An 18,460-nucleotide genomic window follows, 5' to 3' on the forward strand; every position below is an offset into this window, starting at 1 on the left:
GACCAGAACGTGGCCAGCGGCCTGCGCATCATTCACTGCTTTCGCTCGCCAGTCGGCGGCATATTCCGCCATGTGCGCGATCTGGTCGCGGCCCAGGCGGCGGCGGGGCATCAGGTCGGCATCATCTGCGATTCCTCCACCGGCGGGGAACTGGAAGAGCACTATTTCGACGAGATTCGCGGAATGCTGGCGCTTGGCGTCTCGCGCATCACCATTCACCGCCATATCGGACCGGGCGACATCGCCGCCGGTTGGCGCACTTACAAGCTTATCAAGGAATTGCGGCCGGACGTGCTGCACGGGCATGGCGCCAAGGGCGGCGCGCTCGCGCGGGTTTTCGGCTCACTTCTGCGGGTTTCCAGGTTTCGCGTAGCCCGCCTCTATTCCCCGCATGGCGGCGTTCTCCATTACGACGCGGGAACGCCGAAGGGGCGCATACTGTTTGCGATCGAGCGGCTGCTGGGCCGGTTCACGGACCATGTGCTGTTCGTATCGGATTATGAGCGGCGCACCTTTGTCGAAAAGATCGGCGAACCGAAGTCCGCGGCCAGCCTGGTCTACAACGGTCTCAACGACAAAGAATTCGAGCCGGTACCCGCCAATCCGGACGCCGCCGATTTCCTCTACATCGGCATGATGCGCGACCTGAAGGGCCCCGACATATTCATCGATGCGCTTGCCGCGGCTTCCGGCAAGGTCGGCCGCCCGCTTTCGGCGGTCATGGTCGGCGACGGCGCAGACCTCCCATCCTACAAGACACAGGTGGTCGAGCGCGGTCTTGCAGAGCATGTCCAGTTTCTGCCGCCAATGCCGGCGCGCAAGGCGTTTGCGCTCGGGCGGATCATCGTGGTCCCGTCCCGCGCCGAGGCCATGCCCTATATCGTGCTGGAAGCGCTGGCGGCCGGCAAGACGATGATCGCCACGACCGTCGGCGGCATTCCGGAAATCTTCGATCCCGCCTCCCCCGCCCTGGTTTCACCCACGGTCGAGGGTGTGACGGCGGGCATGGCCGGCGCAATCGGCGACGAGCATTGCTTCGCTGCGGCAATGCCCAGCCAGACGGAACTGAGGTTGCGCTTCGGGGCCGCCGTGATGGCGCAACAGGTCGAAGACGCCTATCGCGCCAGCCTCTCCTAAAAACTGTCCGCGGCGGCTCGCTCTCCCGCGTCAATGTTTCCTTAGCGGCTTTCTGATAGGGAAACGGCGATCCGGGAGCAGACAAGATGGCCGAGAACGATCCCGCCATGCGCTTTAGCAGCCAGGCGATACGCACCTTCAAGGAGGGCGAAGCGCCCACGGCCGCAGCCGAACTGAACCCGACGGCGCGCCAGATCGCGACCCAGTATCGACGAGACAGCATGTCGCCGGTGATGGTCAGCGGTGTGCTGCGCTTCGTCGAGTTTATCCTGCTCGCCCTTTCGGGGCTTGCGATCTACGCGGTCTATGTAGACGTCCACCATGCGTTCCTGTGGCAATATCCGCTGCTGATCCTGGGCACATCGGCTGTCGCCGTGATCCTGCTCGAGATCACCGACAACTACCAGATCGCGCGCCTACGCCAGCCGATGAACAATCTCGGCACCATCATCCTCGTGTGGGGCGGCACGCTGGCATTGACCACCGTGGTCGGCTTCTTCCTCAAGGTTTCGGCCGATTTCTCGCGCTTCTGGCTCGCGTCCTGGTTCTTCACGGGGCTCGGGCTCTTGCTTATCCTGCGGTTCGTCATGGCGCGGATGGTCCGCCGCTGGGCGAGAAACGGGGCGATGGAGCGCCGCGCCGTCATCGTGGGCGGCGGCCAGACCGCCGAGACCCTCATCCGCTCCATCGAGCAGCAGCCTCACAACGACATCCGCATCTGCGGCATCTTCGACGACCGCGACGACCGCCGTTCGCCGCCGATCGTGGCCGGCTACCCAAAGCTCGGCAATATCGGCGCGCTGATAGAATTCGCGCGCATCGCCCGGATCGACATGCTGATCGTCGCGCTGCCGCTCACCGCCGAGGCGCGCGTGCTTTCGCTGCTCAAGAAGCTGTGGGTGCTGCCGGTCGACATTCGCCTGTCTGCGCATTCCAACCAGCTTCGCTTCCGGCCGCGCTCCTATTCGTTCATCGGCTCCGTGCCGATGCTCGATGTGCTCGACAGGCCGATCAACGACTGGGATTCCGTTGCCAAGCGGGCCTTCGACATCGTCTTCAGCCTGTTCGGCATCGTCGTCTTTTCGCCGATCATGATCGCGACGGCCATCGCCATCAAGCTGGAGAGCAAGGGGCCGGTGTTCTTCAAGCAGAAGCGGCACGGCTTCAACAACGAGGTCATCGACGTCTACAAGTTCCGCTCGATGTATGTCGATCAATGCGACCCGACCGCACGCAACGCCGTTACCAAGAACGATCCGCGCGTGACCCGCGTCGGCCGCATCATCCGCAAGACCTCCATCGACGAACTGCCTCAGTTCTTCAATTCGCTGATCGGCAACCTGTCGCTGGTCGGCCCACGCCCGCACGCCGTCTCCGCCCAGTCGCACAATCGCCTCTATCATGAGGTGGTCGATGGCTATTTCGCGCGCCATCGGGTCAAGCCCGGCGTCACAGGATGGGCGCAGATCAACGGCTGGCGCGGCGAGATCGATCACGACGACAAGATCAAGATGCGTACCGAGTACGATCTCTACTACATCGAGAACTGGTCTCTCTGGTTCGACCTCAAGATACTGCTGTTGACCCCGATTCGCCTGCTTAACACCGAGAACGCCTATTGAGCACGGTCACCGCCAACGGCCTGCCGCGCACGCTCGTTCATGCCAAGGCGCTCTCGCTTGTCGCATCGTCGGCGGTCGCGCTTGCGGTTTTCCTGCTCGGCTTCGTCATCCGCGAGCCCGCACCCTACGAGCTCTTCATGGCGGGCCTCATCGGCGTGTGGTTCCTGTTCGGACTGCGGCTGTCCCGCCATGCGGTCGCGTTGCTTGCACTGCTAGCCGCTTTCAACATCGGCGGCCTTCTGTCGATGACGACCATGGGCGATCTCTACACGACGCCCCTCTTTCTGGCCGTTTCGCTGTTTCTTGCCTTCACGGCTGTATTCTTCACGGCGATTCTTGAGGCGGACCACCGGCGCTACAAGCTGATCTTCATCGCTTGGGTCGCCGCGGCGCTGGCAACCGGAATGCTCGGCATCGCGGGCTATTTCGGCTTGTTTCCCGGAGCGGAGGTCTTCACGAAGTTCAACCGCGCGACCGGAGCATTCCAGGATCCCAACGTCTTCGGTCCCTTCCTGGTTCTGCCCGGCGTCTACGTGCTTTACCGGCTGCTGACCGGTAACCCATTGCGGCTGCCGCTTTATGCCATCAGCTTCGTCGTCATCGTGACCGCGATTTTCCTGTCGTTCTCGCGCGGCGCGTGGGGCCTGTTTGCTGCCGCATCGATGATGCTGACGGCCGCACTCTTCCTGCAAAGCAACAGTGGCCTGTTCAGGCTGCGTGTGGCGCTGATGGCGGGGCTTGCCGTCATCATTCTCGCAGGCGCCATCCTCGTCGCCATGCAGTTGCCCGGCGTGTCGGATCTTTTTTCCACAAGAGCCAAGCTGGTGCAGGACTACGATGGCGGCCAGCTCGGCCGCTTCGCGCGTTTCCCCATCGGGTTCGGCATGGCGACGGAGAACCCGCTTGGCATCGGCCCGCTGAACTTCGGCCGCACCCTGGGGGAAGACACGCACAATGTGTGGCTGTCCTCGCTGATGAACTATGGCTGGCTGGGGTTTGCCTCCTTCTTCACATTGGTTCTGGCGACCGTGGCAGGCGGCTTCCGCATTCTCTTCCGCAACAGGCCGTGGCAGCCCTATCTGCTATGCGCCTATGTGACGTTTCTTGGTCACATCGCGCTTGGCACGGTGATCGACATGGACCACTGGCGGCACTTTTACCTGCTCATCGGACTGATATGGGGCGCGATGGCACTCGAAACCCGCTATCAGCGAGCCTTGCAGGCCGGAGAGCAGCCCTTCCCAAGCGCCTGACATGGTCCGCATGTGGCCTGTCCACAGGCCTGCGCGCTTGAATCCGGTTGTGCGGCTGCGCAAAAACGCTATTTTCGCCGAAACTTTCCAGCCTCCCTTTCCGGGACCAGAAGAAACGATTGCCGATTGATACGCATCGCCATTGACGCAATGGGTGGAGACCACGGGCCAGAGGTCGTCATCCCCGGCCTGGACAAGGTGGCAGAACGCCGCCCCGACGTGCGCTTCCTGATCTTCGGGCGCGACGACCTCGTCCGGCCATTGCTCGCAAAATTCCCCCGCGTTGCCGGTGTCAGCGAGTTCACGCATTGCGAGATCGCCGTGCGCATGGACGACAAGCCAAGCCAGGCCCTACGCCAGGGCCGCTGGAAGTCGTCCATGTGGAAGGCAATCGAGGCGGTCAAGAACGACGATGCCGATGTCTGCGTTTCCGCGGGCAATACAGGCGCGTTGATGGCAATGTCCAAATTCTGCCTGCGCACCATGGTGTCGATCGAACGCCCTGCCATTGCGGCGATATGGCCAACCGTGCGCGGTGAAAGCGTGGTGCTCGATGTCGGCGCGACGATCGGCGCCGATGCCCATCAGCTCATCGACTTTGCGATCCTCGGCTCTGCCATGGCGCGCGCCATATTCGCCATTGAGCGACCGTCCGTCGGTCTGCTCAACGTCGGCGTCGAAGAGATCAAGGGACAGGAAGAGGTCAAGGAAGCTGGACGCCTGCTGCGCGAATCCAACCTCAAGACCATGGACTATCACGGCTTTGTCGAAGGCGACGATATCGGCCTCGGCTCGGTCGACGTCGTCGTTACCGAGGGTTTCGCCGGCAATATTGCGCTGAAGACAGCCGAAGGCACGGCAAAACAGATCGGCGAATATCTGCGCGCGGCGATGAGTCGGACGCTTATGTCGAAGATCGGCTACGTGTTCGCGCGCGACGCGTTCAATCGCCTGCGCGAGAAGATGGATGTTCGCAAGATTAATGGCGGTGTCTTCCTGGGCCTCAACGGCATTGTGGTGAAAAGCCACGGCGGGACCGACGACGAAGGCTTCGCGGCGGCGGTGGAACTCGGCTATGACATGGGGCGCAGTCGCCTCATCGACGGGATTCGCCGCGAGTTGGAATCTTTCCACGGCCGGATGCCGGAAAAACGGGGCGCGGCGCAGGACGATTCCGCCAGCGAAGAATAGGGCAAGCAGGAATGATCAGATCCGTAGTGCGCGGCGTGGGGACCGCCCTGCCGCGCCGCATCATGAAGAATGCGGAATTCGAAACCCTCGTCGACACCTCCGACGAGTGGATTGTCCAGCGCACCGGCATCACCCAGCGCCATATCGCGGCCGACGATGAAACGACTGCATCTCTGGGCGAAGCAGCCGCGCGCGCCGCGCTGGCCAATGCCGGCCTGACGCCCGACGACGTCGACCTGATCATTCTCGCGACGTCGACGCCGAACAATACGTTTCCCGCCACCTCCGTCGAAATCCAGGAACGGCTCGGCATGAGCCACGGCTTCGCGTTCGACATGCAGGCGGTCTGCAGCGGTTTCGTCTATGCGGTGACTGCCGCCGACGCGCATATCCGCGCCGGCATGGCGCGGCGCGTTCTTGTGATCGGGTCTGAGACGTTCTCCCGCCTCCTCGACTGGACCGATCGCACGACCTGCGTCCTGTTCGGCGATGGCGCCGGTGCAATGGTGCTTGAGGCGGTCGAGAGCGCAGGTGCCCTCACCGACCGGGGCATCATCGCATCGAGCCTGCGCTCGGACGGCAGCCACCGCGAAAAGCTCTACGTCGATGGCGGGCCGTCTACCACGCAGACAGTCGGGCACCTGCGCATGGAAGGGCGGGAGGTCTTCAAGCATGCCGTCGGCATGATTACCGATGTGGTGGAAGACGCGCTCTCCCGTGGCGGCGTCAGCGCCGACGATCTCGACTGGTTCGTGCCGCACCAGGCCAACAAGCGCATCATCGACGCCTCCGCCAAAAAGCTTGGCATCGCCGAGGACAAGGTCGTCATCACCGTTCACCTGCACGGCAACACGTCCGCGGCCTCGGTTCCGCTGGCGCTGGGTGCCGCCGTGGCCGACGGCCGCATCAAGCAGGGCGATCTCGTCTTGCTCGAAGCCATGGGCGGCGGCTTCACCTGGGGTGCGGTTTTGCTGCGCTGGTAAACCGCGCGTCAACCAAACCGGCAAGTCGATGGGGTTTGCGGGTAGAGTCCTTGACCTCGCTGGACCAATTCCTTAACGTCTCGAAATATTGCGGATTTTCAGTTATTTCGACACGGTTGGACAGCCCAATGGGGGGAAAGACACTTACGCGCGCTGACCTGGCGGAGGCCGTTTACCGCAAGGTGGGGCTGTCGCGCACGGAATCCGCTCAGCTGGTCGAAATGGTGCTGGACGAAATCTGCGAAGCGATTGTGCGCGGCGAAACCGTGAAGCTTTCCTCGTTTGCCACCTTCCACGTCCGCGGCAAGAACGAACGTGTCGGCCGCAACCCGAAGACCGGCGAGGAAGTGCCGATCCTTCCGCGCCGCGTGATGACCTTCAAGGCGTCGAACGTGCTCAAGCAGCGTATCCTGCGCTCGCACCAGAGCGCCAAGGCAAAGCGGGAAAAGTAGCCCGGTCACATTGTCCGGATCCCTGCCGCACAAAACTTGCGCATAGAGAATGCACGCCGCTTGAAAACCAGTGGCCAAACCGCTGCAATGGCGGTCGAATCGCAGCATGGGAGCCCGTACTGCCATGGACAAGAGCCCCGACGCCTTCCGCACCATCAGCGAGGTCGCAGAACTGCTGGACCTGCCGCAGCACGTCCTGCGCTTCTGGGAGACGCGCTTCACGCAGATCAAGCCGATGAAGCGCGGCGGTGGACGACGCTACTACCGCCCCCAGGACGTCGACCTGATCAAGGGCATCCGCCACATGCTCTACGACCAGGGCTACACGATCAAGGGCGTGCAGAAATTGCTGCGCGACAATGGCAACCAGTTTCTCGTTGCGATCGGCAACGGTGACCTTGCCGCCGTCGAGGTCATCGCCCAGCGCAAGCAGGCAGCTCTGGAAGCGGAAGAGCAACAATCCGCGGCGCGGCCGCGCAACGATGACGAGATGCTCGTCGGGCAGCCGAAAGCGAAACCCGGACGGCGCTTCTTCGGCCTCGGCAAGGGCGAAGACGAGGGTTCAGCTTCGGGCGAGGAAGGTCGCCTCTCACGCGACAACCGGGCGCTGCTTCAGGAGGCGCTTTTCGATCTGCTGGAGTGCAAGAGGCTTCTGGACCAAGTGCGCTAGGCATCGTCACCTGGGAGCCGGCGCCCGGGGCGCATTGGGGGGCTCAGCGCCGCCGGGGTCCGTCTCATCGCAGAGGCTTCCGCAACGGAAGCCGGCATCAATAGAACCCAACAAGATTAACGATCGGTAAACTGCGGACCCTTGGGCCGGTTGCTGCTATGCTTGATTTCGCCGGCATTGTTTGCGACAGAGCGGTTCTGCTGACCTTGCCGCGGCAAGGCAGGCAGCGACAACGCAGGAGAGACACGCTTGAAGGTCGTTGGCCCGACGCGGCAAAAATTGATCAGGGACGCGGAAGAAAAGCGTCGTGCCTTCGGCGAGAGCGTGCGCGCACTGCGGGAAGGCAAAATCCCCTATCTGGACCGCACCAGCGAGCTTCCGCAGTCGCTCATCGATTCCTGCCGCTTGGTCCAGAATCGCCTCGAAATGGTCAAGCTGCTACCCGCCAACGCGGTCGTCGCGGAGATCGGGACCGATGAAGGCAACTTCGCCCGCTATCTTCTCGACACATGTGCGCCGAACGAACTGCATATCTTCGAGATCGATGTGGCGCGCATCAAGCCCGACAACCTGCGGCAGGGGCGCGAGAAGGGCATCGTTACCGTTCACGAGGGCGACTCGTCCGAGCTCATCGGATCCATGCCCGACGGCTATTTCGACTGGATCTACATCGACGGCGACCACCTCTACGAAGGGGTCAAGCGCGACATCCTGGCCGCCGCACCCAAGGTCAAGGAAGGCGGGCTGCTGGTCTTCAACGACTATGCAACATGGTCGCCCACCTCGATGAGCCATTGCGGGGTCGCTCGGGCGGTCAACGAGTTCTGCATCGAGGACGATTGGGAACTCGTCTACCTCGCCTTCCAGACGATGATGTATAACGACGTTGCGATCCGACGCAGGCGCTGACATGAGCGCCGCCAAGACGGTTCGGCTGAGCGATTTCGCGTCGGAGATCGGATACGAAATCGTTCGTGACGCATCCTTTCGCCATGTCGCGAAGATCGCCACGCGTCTCGATGCAATGGTCGTGCCGCTGACCGACGCTGCCTTTGCCGACGCACTCGGCCAATCGGACCGTTTCGCCGCCGTCATAACGAGCAAGGCTTTCGCCGATCTGGTGCCGCCGAATCTCGGCCTCGCCCTGTCGGACACGCCCGGCGAAGCACATGCCGCGCTCCACGCCCGCATCTGTGCCATACCCGGCCTGTTGTGGGAAAGCTTCGAAACAGAGATCGGCCCAGGTTGCAGCATCGCCGAGACGGCCATTATCCCGCCTCGCGACGTGCGCATCGGTGCCGGCTGCGTCATCGCACATGGCGCAGTTGTTCATCCTCGCTCGATCATCGGGGACAATGTCGGAGTTCGCGAGCGCTGTGTGGTCGGCTCCGCCGCCTACGAGATCGTCAGGATCGGCGGCCGGCAGGTTCTCAGGCCACAGGCGGGCGGCGTCCAGCTTGGCGACGGTGTCGAGCTTTTGCCCGGCGTGTCGATTTCGCGTACGGCGTTCGGCGGCTTCACCTCGATAGGCGAAGCGACGGTAATCGATCACAACGTAGTCGTCTCGCACGACACGGAGGTTGGGGAAAACACGCGGATCGGCGGCCAGGGATGGATAGGCGGGCGAGTGCGCATCGGCAACCACGTCGTGATTGGGCCGCAGGTGACGATCACGAATGGTCTGACGCTCGGGGATCGCTGCTACGTCTCGCTTGGCTCCGTCGTTACGCATGACGTGCCGCCTGGCCAGCGCGTGAGTGGCAACTTCGCGATTGCCCATGATCGCTTTATTGAAGCACTGCGCAAGGTACGCTGAGGCTGACCGCTATTCCGGCTGTCGTTAGCCCTCTTCCTTGAGTTCAGACAGCGCCTCCGAAATCGCCTCGGCAACCGGACGCGCCAGCACGGAATAACCGTCGTCGGTAAAATGCACGTTGCGTGGAAGCTGGATCTCGTCGAGCCGCGCCAGCGCAAAGGTATAAAGGTCGACGACAGGAATCCCCCGTTGGTCCATAAGGCGTTGCGCAGCCGCGTTGTAGCGAACGATGTCCTTGTTGCGACGATAGGGCTGTGTGCGATCGGTCTGCCATCGCTTTGCCGTGTGCTTTTCGCATTCAGGCGTCACAGGCGTCGAACTTACCCAGATCAGCCGACGTGCCTGCGCCTGCATCATGTCGATCATGGCGCCAAGCCTGGCTAGATAAAGCCCCATCGAGATACGTGGTTCCCCGCGCAATATCAGCACGTCGTGGAGGCCGAAATTGAAGACGATAAGGTCCCATTTGGCCGTGCCAAGCCAACCTTCCAGCAAACCGATGCTCTTGGCCGTACCTTCGGCATTGGCAGGAACCCTGTGGAGGTTTGCACGCCCCGCAAGCAACGCGCGTACAGGTATCGTGTATCCGACAGAGATCGAATCACCGACCAGAAGCACCCGCGGCAGAGTGGCATCATCCTCGACCGGCGCAAACGCCGGATGGGTCCGCAGATATTGCTCTTCTTCTTCCGGGGTCATCTGAAACTCCACTGACGGGTGGCGACTTCGCGCATGGGCCGACATGGTGTCAACTGTAGCGGTGTCGCACGTTGCCTCGGGCAAGATGATCGCCTAAGGGGAAAGCCTTGTGCCCGAGGAGTTGGCCGAAAGCATGAAAGCATCGACACAAGCAGGCGCGGTCACCTTTGTCCTAGACCCCCCGGTTGGAATTTCACGCGCGTCAAGCTGGACTTACGCGTGCAGATGTATTCCAGACAACGGCCGTCTCGCGATCACGGGTCATATCGACATCCAGGGCGAGGGCGAGCCGAACGATCTCGTTCTGAAAGTCCGCCTGAAGCTCGCCTCCGGTGAAGACTTCAAGGGCGAAGCCGAGGGGCTCAACTGGTCAGAAAGAGCCGGTCCGTATTTCTATCCTCTCAAATTTATCCAGCGTGGCGCTTTCAAGCGCGAGATCAAGGTCGACGGACCGGTTGATTCAGTCGAAGTCGAGCTCGTGCTCTGGAAGGCCGGGACGGCCGCGCAGTATTCGCTGACTCGCTTCGGCGTCGAACCGGCGAGCCTGCCCGACGAATCGACTTTCCATTGGGCTGCCAGCCACTTGTTCCCTGCCTCGCCGCCTGCCGGGGCAAAAGCGCTGGTAATCGGTGCGCTGCGGAGCGAAAGCCAGGCTGCAACGCTGGCCGGGTTGTTCCCGCCTTCCGGACGACTGTGGAACAAGACCAGCCGGATCGACCGGATCGAACAACTTTCCTCCCCCCTGCCCGGCACTGGCGAATACGCCTTGATCACAGCAGCGCCGGCCCAGGACGAATGGGATTGGCCGCTCCTCAATAGCGGAGCTCTGAACGATCTGCTCGTCGAAGGCGGCCGGGTGCTGATCGCGATGCCTCTGACGGTAACGGGACAGAACGAGGGCTGGGAGAAGCGTTTCATCGAGCGTTTCGGCTCGGACCGTCCGGGCTTCAACGACCTTCAGCACGGTCTTGCGTTGACGCCATTGCGACTGCTTGCGGCCGCACCCGTCGCTGGCACCGTAGTCGAGGGCCCGAGATATATGTGGCTGGCGCTCGGGCGCGACGAGACGTTCGCGGCCGCAAGACGCGCCATGCCGGAACTGACCGATATGTTGCTTGCCGGGCAATGGGTTCGCGCGGCGGAAGCTATCGAGCAGACCGATCGCTCGTCGCCGCAGTTTCTTGCCGCGTCAGCCTGGCTGCGACCCCTCATCTCCAATCTGGCCGCAAATGCGGTCAGGCTCGAAAAAGCCGGGGAGCAGGAAGCCTCGGCCATGCTGCGGCTGGCCATGCACCGTCTGGAGCCGTTGGAGGAAAAATACGCATACGAGGCAATGGCCCATCTGCGTGTCGCGGGAAAACTCGAACTCGCCCGCAGGATCGTTGCGGAAGGCCGCCAATCGATGCCCGATTCGCTGGCCGTGCGCCTGCAGGACGCGCTTCTCTGTGCGGCCGAGGGCGAGCCGGATCGTGCGATCGAGATGCTGTGGCAAGAGGCGCAGGGACTGGCGGTTATCACGCCTTCATTGCGCCGCACGATGGCACTCATACTCAGGACATACGCTCAGGAATGCCAACGTGCGGGCATCGAGACCCGCCACCCGCAGCCCCTTCTCCTGCCTGAAGTGGCCAACGCCTATAACAGCGATCCCGAACGCTTCGCCGCGCGCTGGCACGCTACGCCGTTCGCGCAGAAGCTTGAGGAGGATGCGCAGGCTCGAAGAGCGGCCCGCAAGGCAGCGGCACCCGCCGTACCCGCTGACCGGCCGATCCGGATGCTGGTGCTGACCTCAGACAACTGGCAGTTTCTCGTCAACCTCCTGGATCGGGTCGAAACCCACGATACTGGCTTCGAGGTTCGAACTTTCGATTTCGCCTTTCTGGAACAGCATTGGTCCAAGGACCATCTCCACGAACTCTTCGCGCCCGTCAGCATGGGCTTAACGCAGGAAAAGGTCTGGAAGCGGGCGATCGCCGACGACACGACACTCGGCGAACTCGTCGACTGGTGCGATGTGGTCGTTTGCGAATGGGCGGGCACCCATGCGATCTGGCTGTCGCGGTTCCTGCCGGCGGACAAGAGGCTGGTGGTGCGCCTGCACAGCTTCGAGGCGTTTTCGCAGTGGCCGTTCTTCATCGACTTTGGCGGCATCGACGGCATGATCTTCGTGGCAGACCATATCCGGCGCTTCACCGATCTTCAGTATCGCCTCGGCGGCCACGATCTGGCGACCACCGTCCTGCCTAATTTCATTCCGCTCGAGAATTTCGCCCGACCCAAGGGGCCGCAGGCGGCGCGTACGCTCGCCATGGTCGGCTATGCAAACCTCAACAAGCATCCGCTGATGGCAGCCGAGATCCTGGCGGCGCTGCGTAAGGACGACCCGCAGTGGAAACTGCGGCTCTACGGGCACGCATGGTCGCCGGAAACGCTCAACGAAACCGAGCGCGCCTATTACGACCGCTTCTGGGCCTTCGTCCGCGAGGCAAAGCTCGAAACCGCCATCGAGGTGATGCCCTACACGACGGATGTCGCCACCGCGCTCCAGGATGTCGGCTTCATCGTCTCCTGCAGCTGGCGCGAGGGAACGCACGAAGCTGTTCTGGAAGGCATGGCGACGGGCTGCGTGCCCGTACTGCGGCGGTGGCCCATGGTGAAGCAGTACGGAGCACCGGAATCCGGCTATCCTGGTATCCCGTGCTTCGATACCGTCGACGAGGCCGTTGCTATAGTGAAGGCATCGGCCGAATCTGAGACGTTCGCGGAGGCCTCCCGCGAGGCCGCTGCATACGCCATGGCGCGATTTGACATTGAGGCGGTGTTCCCGAAATTCCAGGACTTCATACGGCAGGTTGCGTCGAGATAGGGCTTGCTGGTGCCGGTGCCGAAGAACGGAACAAGCGAAAGAGAAGACGCGTGCGCAAGAGACTGAAGATATTCGCGCTCCACACGACGCGCAGGACGTTGCCAGCAACCGGCGGCGACATGATCAACGAAGCGCGCTTCCTGACCGCCCTCTCCCGCTTCGCCGACGTATACTACAACGGCCAGCTCTTCCAGCCCGGCGTACCCGGCTACGGGCTGGAGGACAGGGAAATCGCCGTACCGCAAGGCGGTTACGACCTCTATTATGTGCGCAACAATCCGGAGCTGTTCGTGCAGCTTCCGAGTCCCAAGATCGTGATGGCCTATCCATACGTGGAAGATGTCTTCCGCGCCGCCGACGCCGTTGTAGTCACGACCGAGGCCTGGAAGCGCGGGCTCACCCCCTATTCCGACGAGAACATGTTCACCCGCCCGATGCGCCACTGGTATGGCGACGATGTCGTCGCGCCCAAACGCGTCATCAATATCAAGCAGACCATCGATCCGTACTTTCTGGAAGAGCCATCGCGCGGCCGGCTCATCGAGGCCCATGCGAAGACCACCGGCGCCAAGGCCATCGGCTTCTTCGGCCGCATCGATTCGAACACCTTCCCCTACATGTTCGTGCGCGCCTACAAGCAGATCATCAAGGAACTGCCGCAGGTAAAATTCGTGGTCGGCGGCACGGTACGCATTCCGCTGGACCCGACCATCGTCAAGACCACCCGCATCGCCTACGAAAAGATGCCCGCGATGGTTAAAGCCTGCGTGGCGACGGCAACCGACGAAGGCAACGATGCGGCCTTCCTCGGCTCTGGCAAGGTGCTCGATTCGATGGCGTGCGGCGTCCCGGTGATCGCCTACAAGACGCTGACGCGCACCGAGCAGCTTGGCGACTACTACCCGCTCTACTACGAGAACGAGGAAGAGTGCTGCCAGCGCATTCGCGAAGTGATCCACGATCCAGACATCGTAGCTGAAGCGCGGCGTCAGATGGATATCCGCAAGCGGCACTTCCTGCCCGATGCACGCGCGGCGGCACTGCAGGCGACACTGGAAGAACTGGTGGAGCTGCGCGGCAGAGGGCTGAGCTAAAGCCGATCGAGATCTTGATGGCTTTGCTTGCGAGGGCGGCCGGGTAGCAGCGGCATTCGCCTCATGTCGAGAATGGTCGGAGCGATAGGATTCGAACCTACGACCCCTTGACCCCCAGTCAAGTGCGCTACCGGGCTGCGCTACGCTCCGAACCGCGCACAGCCCTATAGACTGGACGGTAGGCATGCAAGCCCTATTTCACGCCCGATGCCGACAAGTCGCGATGAACGCGCAAAACACCCAAGGGACCGGCTTTGCAGGAGCCGATCCACTGTAGAGTTCTATCATCGGGTGCTGTCAGTGAGCGCTGTAACGCGTCTCGCTGCTTGAACGAACGCGGCTTCTCATCGCGCGAACCCTGACGTCGCTGTCCACGCGCTCTACATTCCGGCGATTAAGAATTTCGATAGCGCGGTCTTCCCGCTCGTCCGTCGACTCGTCGGGACGATCACCGCGCTTCAATTCCTCACGCAGCTCATCGATTTGTTCAGGCGTAAAGATACCGCCACACTTCATGCGACTGCCCATATGAATGCTTCCTCTCGGGAAGGTAGGGCGAAAGCACGATATTCGCTGACTGTCGTCAGCGCCCTTATCAATGGCTGACGATATTCAGATCATCGCATTGAAAGATGTTCATAGCGAGATGGCGTGAAGCGGGCGCGTTCACAATTGATTACAGCCCCCGGGCGACAAGCTTACGACGTTGTCGGCCCCGATACGAAGCGTTGCGGGGTTTCAGTGTCAGTCTCCCACGCCGGCGACAGGTGCAGAGACAGGCGCGGTACGGCCAGCAGGGAGCGAGCCCAGAACGCCAGAGCTCGAAAGCGCCGCCCGGCAAAGTGATTGGCTGCAGCGCACTCGACGTCGAGATAGGCGCGCAGCCGTCTTAGCAATCGCCTGTCGGAGCTGGTCCGGCGCCACTTGTCCATGATGGCCCTAGCGGTCCGCTCCACCTTTTCAGGCGACTGGCTGCGGTGCCGCTCGATCGCCACGGCGATCAAAGGCAGGGTCCGCAGTGTGGCGCCCCGCAGCGAAAGCGATAGAAACCAGTCCAGGTCCTCGAAACGGTTCAGTTCCTCGTCCTGCCATATGCCGGTATCGAGCACCGCCTTCCTGTTCATGACGACACACGAGCCCGGCGAGAACCAGCAGCCGGAGGCGAACTGGTCCGGCCGGTTCGCCTCGCGCGGCAGCCGTGTGCCGAGTGTCCTTCCCGCCTTGTCCTGAACGATCCATCCGCACGCGAACACGGTCAACCCCTCGCCTGTCTGCGCGGATATGAGCTTCCATCGCTTTGCGAGCGACGACGGCATCAGATGGTCGTCACTGTCCAGGAACGAAATCCACTCCGACTTCGCAGACCGCATGCCCGTATTGCGCGCGGCTGCCGCGCCGCGATTCGTTTCGTGGCGCAGCACGGTCAACGGGATCGTCCCGGTATCGCATCCGCTTACGTCAATCGGCGGTTCCGACCCATCGTCTACGACGATGATCTCGGCTGGCGGAGCGTCCTGTGTCACGACGCTTCTCAGCGCACGCAAAAGCGTATCCTGCCTTCCATAGGCCGGAATTATGATCGAGATCGGTAGAGGCGGCGTGCCGGCCATCTTCGCTCCGCTGGCCGCAAGCCCTTGTCGCAGCCCCGCCGCGTGACATAAGGGATGCAACGACAAAACGATAGGCCTTCCCTCCTGAACTTCGGCATCAAGGTGAAATCCATTCGCACGACCTTCATCTGCAACGATGGAGAGTATTTTCTCCGCCATCGGCGGCAGGTAGCCGATGTGCTTGCCGCTGCCGGCCACGACGTTACGGTGCTCGTCGGCGGGCCGCCGCTTTCGCCGGAGCGTCTGGGCCAATGGCGGCACATCAACGTATCGGTCGACCGCTTCACATTTCATCCGCTCTCCGATCTCCGGCTGTTCTTTGCCAGCCTGCGCGAGATCGCAGTCAACCGGCCCCGCTATATCCAGCTCATCACCTTGAAGCCGGCGGTCTTTTCCGGCCTCGCGGCAGTCACAGCGCGGCTGATCGGACGCGGACCTGAACGCATCGTCGTCACAATCCCCGGCCTCGGTCGGCTGATGTCGCCCGGAAGCGAGCACAACGGCGCAGGCGCGGGTGCAACGCGCAAGGTTGTCGGAGCGGTGATCCGTTTCCTGTCGCGGCGCAGGAACGTCTTTTTCACTTTCGAGACGCCGACCGACCGCGATCACTGGCTGTCTCTCGGCTACATCAGGCCCGAAACGTCGATGGCCATCGCCGGCGCGGGCGTCGATCCCTCCCGCTTCCATCCGGGCGAAGCGCGACAGAAGCGCGAAGCCGTGCGCGTGCTGTTCGCCTCTCGCCTGCTGCGCGCGAAGGGCCTCGACGCCTTTGTGGACGTGGCACGGCGCCTGTCGGGCACGGGAAAAGTGGAGTTCCTGGTCGCCGGGATGGTCGAGCCGCACGATCCCGACGGCTATTCGCCCGCACAGCTCGCCGGTGAACCGTCGATCACATTTCTGGGCGAGAGCAGCGACATGCCTTCGCTGTTGCGCGACGTCGACCTCGTCTGCCTGCCCACGCGCTATGGCGAGGGTATTCCCCGCATTCTCATCGAGGCAGCGGCAAGCGGCCTGCCGAGTATCGCGAGCGACGTGCCCGGCTGCACCCATATCGTCGAGGACGGCGTCAGCGGAACCATCATTCCAGTATCGCCGCAGGCGGGCATGGCCGACCGGCTGGAAGCAGCCATCCGGCATTATCTCGATAATCCGGCGCTTTTGCGCAGCCACGGCTCAGCCGCCTACGCGCATTTCCAGCAAGGCGAATTCACGGAAGATGCCGTCAACCGGCGTATCATCGAGCTGCTGACCGGTAGCCCGCTGACCGCAGAGGCCGGCTGACGAGCCTCAAGGCTTCTTTTTCAGAGCCTGCAGCTTTTCATAAAGCGGTCCGCGCTTTTCATCTTCGGACCCGTCGGCGGCAGGCTCCACAGCCACCCCCGCTTTGCGAGGATAGGGATTGATGCCCAGCGCGAAAAATTCCTCGGCAAGCTGGCCGACATCGACCGTGTCGCCCGTAAACGGCTCGGGCGCATCGTCCCCCTCTGCATCGAGCAGAATCTCGCCCTCCGCCGAGCGCCTGGGCACCATCAGCTTCGAATTCTCCGGCAGGAACAGTGCCGAGACCTCCTCGTCCACGGTTTCGGCGACCGGGTCGAGCGTGACGATGCACGCCTGCACGATGTCGGCGCGAACATGCCCCGCAACCTTCACGCCGCCCCTTTTCCAGCTATTGACCTCCAGCCTGGCCGTGAACCGCTCGACGGCGCTAAGGTCATGTGCAGCGGCAAGTGCGCCGCGCTGCTCCGCGTCGGCCTCGATCACGACCTCCATGCCCTTCTTTGGCAGGCGCGCAACGTTGACGGGGAATGAAACCGGGCTTTTCGTCTGGTCGCTCATGCCTTGCCTGCTCCTTCCCCCGCATTTGGAAAGACGACCCGGCCTGCGAGCAGTTCGTCGTCCGGCTGCGTCGCAAGCAGCGCGGAGGACCGCTCGACATAGGTTGCGATATGCGCCGCTTCCGGCCAGACCTCGCGTTCGGGTCCGATATTGCGGGCGAGTGCTGCCGTCAGGGCCGGCGTGTCGCCCGCAGCCAGCGCCTCGCGATAGGCTTCCGCGCGGCCGTAGAACATCTTGGCGAGCTTCTTCATCCGCTTGGGAACGCCAAGATCGCCTATCCCCAGTTCGCGCAGCGAATGCTCGACATCCTTGAAGAACTCGTCCGTCATGTCCTGCGCGACATCGCCCAGCGCCGTCGTGCTGCCTTTTGCCCTGTCGAGAAACAGGAACATGTGAACGCAAAGCATCTCAAATCGCCCGAGCGGCGTATCCGATACGCCCCATTCGGAATAGAAAGTCGGCTGCCGCGCGGATGCCACGATTTCGCCGTAGAGCGCGTCGGTGATCCGTTGATTGGGACGCCGACCGAGGCTCAGGATGGACTTGAACATGGCAAGGGCTTTCGAAACCGGTTTCGGTGGCGATGCGGTTGCATCGCCGCGCAAGCTGGTTTACCGCTTTTGCCGCTCGGCGCAAGCCGCACAGGGGACAGGATTATCATGGAAATGAAGACGAAAACGCGGTTCTCGACGGCGGTCGCAATCCGGCCTGCATATGCCGCGCTCGTTGTTCTTGGCACATCGGTGCTGCTGGCGGGCTGCAACACGGAAGGTGCGTTGACGGCCAGAGAAACGCTGACGCATGGTTACGTGGTGGACGAGGAAACGCTGGAAATGGTGCCGGTGGGCTCGAGCCGCGAGCAGGTGCTGCTGGCGCTCGGCACGCCTTCCACCACCGCCACCTTCGACAACGAAGTGCTTTATTACATTTCGCAGACGCGCGTGCGCCCCGTTGCCTTCATGAACCCGCGAGTGACCGACCAGCGCGTGCTTGCAGTCTATCTCGGCGAGGACGGCCGCGTCAGCAATCTGGCCCATTATGGCCTGCAGGACGGTAAGGTCTTCGATTTCATCACCCGCACCACGCCGACAGGCGGTCGCGACCAGAGTTTCGTCTCGCAGATGCTGACCGGCGTAGCAGGACGTCCTAGCTCCTTCCCTGTCAGGTAGTCGCCGCCTTCGAATTCCGGAAACGAAGAAGGCCGCGGGATCACTCCCGCGGCCTTCTT

At 62.4% G+C, this 18,460-nt stretch carries 18 protein-coding genes and 1 tRNA gene; 13 read left to right on the plus strand and 6 right to left on the minus strand.

Annotated features, from left to right (window positions below):
• Positions 1–9 precede the first annotated feature (9 nt).
• From V1479_RS22960 to V1479_RS23000, 9 genes are all read left to right on the plus strand, one after another.
• Positions 10–1,137: a glycosyltransferase family 4 protein gene (locus V1479_RS22960; RefSeq protein WP_368804908.1), complete on the plus strand. Its 1,128-nt coding sequence runs from the start codon at positions 10–12 to the stop codon at positions 1,135–1,137.
• Between the two features lie 86 nt (positions 1,138–1,223).
• Positions 1,224–2,759, plus strand: a complete 1,536-nt coding sequence (locus tag V1479_RS22965; RefSeq protein ID WP_368804909.1) for an undecaprenyl-phosphate glucose phosphotransferase — start codon at positions 1,224–1,226, stop codon at positions 2,757–2,759.
• Positions 2,756–4,012 carry an O-antigen ligase family protein gene (locus V1479_RS22970; RefSeq protein ID WP_368804910.1) on the plus strand — a complete coding sequence of 419 codons (1,257 nt, stop codon included), beginning with the start codon at positions 2,756–2,758 and terminating at the stop codon, positions 4,010–4,012. The genes V1479_RS22965 and V1479_RS22970 overlap by 4 nt, the downstream gene beginning before the upstream one ends.
• A 126-nt stretch (positions 4,013–4,138) precedes the next feature.
• The gene (gene plsX / locus V1479_RS22975) at positions 4,139–5,203 is read left to right on the plus strand and encodes a phosphate acyltransferase PlsX (RefSeq protein ID WP_173190804.1); all 1,065 of its coding nucleotides are present in this window, start codon (positions 4,139–4,141) and stop codon (positions 5,201–5,203) included.
• Between the two features lie 11 nt (positions 5,204–5,214).
• Positions 5,215–6,186 (plus strand): beta-ketoacyl-ACP synthase III, encoded by a 972-nt coding sequence (locus tag V1479_RS22980; RefSeq protein WP_368804911.1) that lies wholly within the window; start codon positions 5,215–5,217, stop codon positions 6,184–6,186.
• 128 nt (positions 6,187–6,314) lie between these two features.
• On the plus strand, positions 6,315–6,638 hold the full coding sequence (locus tag V1479_RS22985) for an integration host factor subunit alpha (RefSeq protein WP_368804912.1): 324 nt from the start codon (positions 6,315–6,317) through the stop codon (positions 6,636–6,638).
• A 124-nt stretch (positions 6,639–6,762) separates the two neighbouring features.
• Entirely contained in the window at positions 6,763–7,308 is a 546-nt protein-coding gene (locus V1479_RS22990; RefSeq protein ID WP_173190800.1) for a MerR family transcriptional regulator, read from the plus strand.
• Between the two features lie 249 nt (positions 7,309–7,557).
• Positions 7,558–8,217, plus strand: a complete 660-nt coding sequence (locus V1479_RS22995; protein WP_368804913.1) for a class I SAM-dependent methyltransferase — start codon at positions 7,558–7,560, stop codon at positions 8,215–8,217.
• Between the two features lies 1 nt (position 8,218).
• The gene (locus V1479_RS23000) at positions 8,219–9,124 is read left to right on the plus strand and encodes an LbetaH domain-containing protein (protein ID WP_368804914.1); all 906 of its coding nucleotides are present in this window, start codon (positions 8,219–8,221) and stop codon (positions 9,122–9,124) included.
• A 24-nt stretch (positions 9,125–9,148) separates the two neighbouring features.
• Here the strand turns inward: V1479_RS23000 and V1479_RS23005 are convergent, their stop codons facing one another.
• Positions 9,149–9,823 carry an SGNH/GDSL hydrolase family protein gene (locus V1479_RS23005; RefSeq protein ID WP_368804915.1) on the minus strand — a complete coding sequence of 225 codons (675 nt, stop codon included), beginning with the start codon at positions 9,821–9,823 and terminating at the stop codon, positions 9,149–9,151.
• Positions 9,824–9,956: 133 nt separating this feature from the next.
• Here V1479_RS23005 and V1479_RS23010 point away from each other — a divergent pair, with 133 nt between their 5' ends.
• Together V1479_RS23010 and V1479_RS23015 are read left to right on the plus strand one after the other, a co-directional pair.
• The gene (locus V1479_RS23010) at positions 9,957–12,689 is read left to right on the plus strand and encodes a hypothetical protein (protein ID WP_368804916.1); all 2,733 of its coding nucleotides are present in this window, start codon (positions 9,957–9,959) and stop codon (positions 12,687–12,689) included.
• Positions 12,690–12,739: 50 nt separating this feature from the next.
• Positions 12,740–13,783 carry a glycosyltransferase family protein gene (locus V1479_RS23015; protein ID WP_368804917.1) on the plus strand — a complete coding sequence of 348 codons (1,044 nt, stop codon included), beginning with the start codon at positions 12,740–12,742 and terminating at the stop codon, positions 13,781–13,783.
• Between the two features lie 73 nt (positions 13,784–13,856).
• Here the strand turns inward: V1479_RS23015 and V1479_RS23020 are convergent.
• The 3 genes from V1479_RS23020 to V1479_RS23030 all read right to left on the minus strand — a co-directional run bounded on the left by V1479_RS23020 (position 13,857) and on the right by V1479_RS23030 (position 15,393).
• Positions 13,857–13,933, minus strand: a tRNA-Pro gene (locus V1479_RS23020).
• 147 nt (positions 13,934–14,080) lie between these two features.
• Positions 14,081–14,311 (minus strand): hypothetical protein, encoded by a 231-nt coding sequence (locus V1479_RS23025; protein ID WP_173190786.1) that lies wholly within the window; start codon positions 14,309–14,311, stop codon positions 14,081–14,083.
• Positions 14,312–14,481: 170 nt separating this feature from the next.
• Positions 14,482–15,393, minus strand: a complete 912-nt coding sequence (locus tag V1479_RS23030; RefSeq protein ID WP_368804918.1) for a glycosyltransferase family 2 protein — start codon at positions 15,391–15,393, stop codon at positions 14,482–14,484.
• Between the two features lie 54 nt (positions 15,394–15,447).
• Here V1479_RS23030 and V1479_RS23035 point away from each other — a divergent pair, with 54 nt between their 5' ends.
• Entirely contained in the window at positions 15,448–16,674 is a 1,227-nt protein-coding gene (locus V1479_RS23035; protein ID WP_368804919.1) for a glycosyltransferase, read from the plus strand.
• 6 nt (positions 16,675–16,680) lie between these two features.
• Here V1479_RS23035 and V1479_RS23040 read toward each other — a convergent pair whose 3' ends face one another.
• Positions 16,681–17,232 (minus strand): YceD family protein, encoded by a 552-nt coding sequence (locus tag V1479_RS23040; protein WP_368804920.1) that lies wholly within the window; start codon positions 17,230–17,232, stop codon positions 16,681–16,683.
• Positions 17,229–17,783, minus strand: a complete 555-nt coding sequence (locus tag V1479_RS23045; RefSeq protein WP_173190778.1) for a ubiquinol-cytochrome C chaperone family protein — start codon at positions 17,781–17,783, stop codon at positions 17,229–17,231. The genes V1479_RS23040 and V1479_RS23045 overlap by 4 nt, the downstream gene beginning before the upstream one ends.
• Positions 17,784–17,891: 108 nt before the next feature.
• Here V1479_RS23045 and V1479_RS23050 point away from each other — a divergent pair, with 108 nt between their 5' ends.
• The gene (locus V1479_RS23050; RefSeq protein ID WP_438620833.1) at positions 17,892–18,401 is read left to right on the plus strand and encodes an outer membrane protein assembly factor BamE; all 510 of its coding nucleotides are present in this window, start codon (positions 17,892–17,894) and stop codon (positions 18,399–18,401) included.
• Positions 18,402–18,460: the final 59 nt, after the last annotated feature.

This window comes from Neoaquamicrobium sediminum (genome assembly GCF_040970315.1).
Classification (GTDB): Bacteria; Pseudomonadota; Alphaproteobacteria; order Rhizobiales; family Rhizobiaceae; genus Aerobium; species Aerobium sediminum.